The sequence below is a fragment of the Hansschlegelia beijingensis genome (genome assembly GCF_045505405.1).
Taxonomy (GTDB): domain Bacteria; phylum Pseudomonadota; class Alphaproteobacteria; order Rhizobiales; family Methylopilaceae; genus Methylopila; species Methylopila beijingensis_A.
Genome location: NZ_JBJKEX010000430.1, coordinates 1 through 2323 on the forward strand (window position 1 = coordinate 1; position 2323 = coordinate 2323).

The 2323-nt window shown below is 64.1% G+C and carries 1 protein-coding gene and 2 pseudogenes; all 3 read right to left on the reverse strand.

Annotated features, from left to right (window positions below; all coding sequences use genetic code 11):
• Window positions 1-343: pseudogene (locus ACIKT0_RS17125) on the reverse strand (DDE-type integrase/transposase/recombinase); the annotation flags it as partial.
• A 204-nt stretch (window positions 344-547) separates the two neighbouring features.
• Entirely contained in the window at window positions 548-1576 is a 1029-nt protein-coding gene (locus ACIKT0_RS17130) for an IS110 family RNA-guided transposase (RefSeq protein ID WP_407106574.1), read from the reverse strand.
• Between the two features lie 63 nt (window positions 1577-1639).
• A pseudogene (locus tag ACIKT0_RS17135) lies at window positions 1640-2139 on the reverse strand (transposase); the annotation flags it as partial.
• Window positions 2140-2323: the final 184 nt, after the last annotated feature.

Sequence of the window (2323 nt, forward strand, 5' to 3'; positions counted from 1 at the left end):
GTCGGCCAGCGAACTCCGGTCCGTTATCGACGCGGATCGTCTTTGGTTTGCCGCGCTCGGCCGCGAGCCGATCGAGAACCTCCACGACGTGGAAGGCTCTGAAGTTGGCTCTCGGAACCGTTGCTAGTCCCTCGCGAGAACAGCAGTCCACGATGGTCAGCAACCGGAACGGCCGGCCGTCAAACAGGGCGTCGGACATGAAGTCCATAGCCCAGACGTCATTCGGCGCCGCGATTTCTGGCCGACCGGCACGGTAGCGCCAGGCGCGCTTGCGTCGGGGCAGCTTGGTGCGGATCGAAAGCCCTTCTTCGCTGTAGAGCCTGTAGACGCGTTTGTCGTCTAATCGATCAAGACTTTTCCAGGGTGCTTTTGCTCGATCTGCATTGCGCATCGTTGTCGTCTTCGAGGTCGGCATCGCGTGCCTCCTCAACATGGCGCCAGATCGCCGGCCTCTCGATGTGGTTCTCGTGTTCCGGATGGTCACGAAGCGTGTCGCGAGACGGCCGTGGCCGCACCCTGGCGGGGCAGCAGCTTCGAAGGGAGGCGATCAGGCCATGGCGTTCACCTTGGGCTCGAAGGGACGCTCCTCGACCCACATGCGATGCAGGATGACCGCGAGCTTGCGCGCCAGCGCCACCCGCGCCTTCCAGAAGCCCGACCTTCGGCCGACTGCTGCGCCCCACTCCTTCAGAGCGAGCGGCAACGCCGTCCGAGACAGCATTGCGTTGGCGGCCTCGAACAGGAGCTTGCGCGTTAAGCGATCCCCGCACTTCGAGATCCGGCCATTGATGTCGACCTCGCCCGACTGATACCGGCGCGGGGTCAGCCCGAGATAGGCGCCGACGTCCTGCGATCGTCGGAAGCGGCCCGGGTCCTCAATCGTCGTGACGAAGCTGATCGCCGTCAGCGGGCCCACGCCGGGTGTTGTCATCATCAGACGACAGATCCTGTTCTGGCGGGCGACGCGCGCGAGTTGCTTCGCGATCGCGTGGCAGCGCTCCTGGATCGTCCTCAGCAACGTCAGGAGACTCTCGAAAAGCGCGCTCAGGACCGGGTCGTCCGGAAGCTGCGCGCGGACGTGACGCGCGAAGGTCCCGCCCTTGCCTGGTCCGATCAGGATCCCGAAGGTCTTGGCCAGGCCGCGGATCTTGTTGATGAGCGCCGTGCTCATTCCGACGAGCTGATCGCGCGTGATCAGGAGGGCGCGCAGCCGATGTGTCTCGATCGAGCGCACCGCCACCGGCCGATACCAGCCCGAGCGGACCAGTCGCGCCAGACCGAAGGCGTCGTTCCGGTCGGTCTTGTTCATCTGCAGCTTCAAGGCCGCAGCGGCGTGCCGTGCGTGAAGGCAGACGATCGGAAGCCCTCGTGCGGCAAGCGCGTGCCACAGCCACACCGTCAGAGGTCCCGTCTCGATCCCGACCTTCTCCACACCGGCAGCTCTTCGCCCCAGAACGGTCGCGATGGCGTCGGGGTCCGTTCGCGACTTCCCCTCCCAGACGCGCTCACCGGCATCGTCGATCACGCAGATTGCAGTCTCCTTGGTCGAGACATCCAGTCCAACAAAGAAGGTCATCTTCCGTCCTCCTCTTCAGGGGACGACAGGCTATGACGAGAAGCTCGCTCCCGATTACGCCATGTGGTTCACGGCCCAACCTTCCCGGCGGAGCAAGACATGCAGCCGCCGATAGCCGTAGCGGACTCGAACCGCGGCCAAGTCCTTCAACCGGATCCGCAGGGCTGTCTGAGGATCACGCTTCGACCGGTAGCGTTGCGACGACCGCTCGAAGCCGGTGGCGACGCAGGCCCGCCGTTCGCTGATGTCGTAGGCCGCTCGAAGATGGCCCACGACCTCGCGGCGCATGACGGGCCTCAGAACTTTTTTCTCAGCACGTCCTGAAGCATAGACTTGTCGAGCGAGAGATCGGCCACCAGGCGCTTCAGCTTGGCGTTCTCCTCCTCGAGCTGCTTGAGCCTCCGGATCTCGACGACGCCCATCCCGGCGAACTGCTTCTTCCACCGGTAGAACGTCGCCTCAGAGACGCCGAGCTTGCGGCAGATCTCATCGACCAGCGTCCCGTTCTCAGCTTGCCTCAGAGCGAAGGCGATCTGCTCGTCCGAATACCGTTTGCGCTTCATGGCATCCCCCTCCTGCAGGGATCAGGATGCCCGAAAAAGTCGCGTCCAAACCGGACCTGAACCGCTCCGGATTCTCCGGAGGCCGCTTCGTTTGAGTCACGCCGCGATAGCCGGCTCGCTCAGCATTGCGTAATAGCGCTCTTCTGCTTCGGCTGGCGGGATGTTGCCGATGGGTTCGAGCAGC

Excerpts from the sequence above, each read along its gene's own strand:
- ACIKT0_RS17130 (WP_407106574.1), bottom strand. The coding sequence starts at position 1,576 with ATGACCTTCTTTGTTGGACTGGATGTCTCGACCAAGGAGACTGCAATC.